1 protein-coding gene is annotated in these 270 nt (G+C 67.8%); it reads right to left on the reverse strand.

The genetic code is table 11. From position 1 onward, the window contains the following. Positions 1–270: YDG domain-containing protein (locus tag KVT32_RS30165; protein ID WP_217619437.1), on the reverse strand; the 270-nt coding region annotated here is incomplete at both ends.

Raw genomic sequence — 270 nt, forward strand, 5'->3', positions numbered from 1 at the left:
CGCTGTCCGTTGCGGTAGTCGAGCATCGAGGCGATGGTGGTCGACTTGCCCGAGCCGGTGGCGCCGACCACCAGGGTGCGCTTGGCGATGTCGGCGCTGGTTGTGGCGCTGTTCGAGGCCAGCGTGTAGTTGGCTGCGTGCGTACCGCCGAGCGTGATGCCGGTGACGACGACGGTCTTGCCGGTGCCGGCATTCTTGTCGGAGAAACGGGCCACGCCGTCGTAGCTCAGCACGTCGCCGACGATGCGGTCGTCGCCGAAGTTCACGCCC

The sequence above is a fragment of the Achromobacter sp. GbtcB20 genome (assembly GCF_019091095.1).
GTDB lineage: Bacteria > Pseudomonadota > Gammaproteobacteria > Burkholderiales > Burkholderiaceae_B > Achromobacter > Achromobacter mucicolens.